The sequence below is a fragment of the Treponema sp. R6D11 genome (genome assembly GCF_054786075.1).
Window position 1 is genome coordinate 1 of the sequence record NZ_BDHD01001174.1, and the last position, 368, is coordinate 368.

Genomic DNA, 368 nt, shown 5'->3' on the forward strand with positions numbered 1-368 from the left:
GAAGCGACTCATGCCGCGGAACTGGAAGATGCCGCAAAAAAAGCGCTTTCGACTAACAGCGCGTTGGAAATGGAACTGACCTTGCGTTCCGGAGCGGAACAGCAGTTTCAAGTTTATGTTTCCCCGCTTTCAGGTGTTAAAAGCGGCGTAATCATCGTTTTGCAGGAAGTTACGCGCCTTGTAAAACTGGAAAGGGTGCGCAAGGATTTTGTCGCAAACGTGTCGCATGAGCTTCGCACCCCGATTCAGATTATCAAAGGGTTTTCCGAAACCTTGCTTGATACGGTTTCCGGTTCGGAAGGCAAGAATGAAAAGAAACAGTTAATTCATTTTATAGAGATTATTCATAAAAACGCGAATACGATGGA

At 45.9% G+C, this 368-nt stretch carries 1 protein-coding gene; it reads left to right on the forward strand.

Annotated features, from left to right (window positions below; all coding sequences use genetic code 11):
• Positions 1 to 368: histidine kinase dimerization/phospho-acceptor domain-containing protein (locus ACYVTD_RS17990; RefSeq protein WP_461248978.1), on the forward strand; the 368-nt coding region annotated here is incomplete at both ends.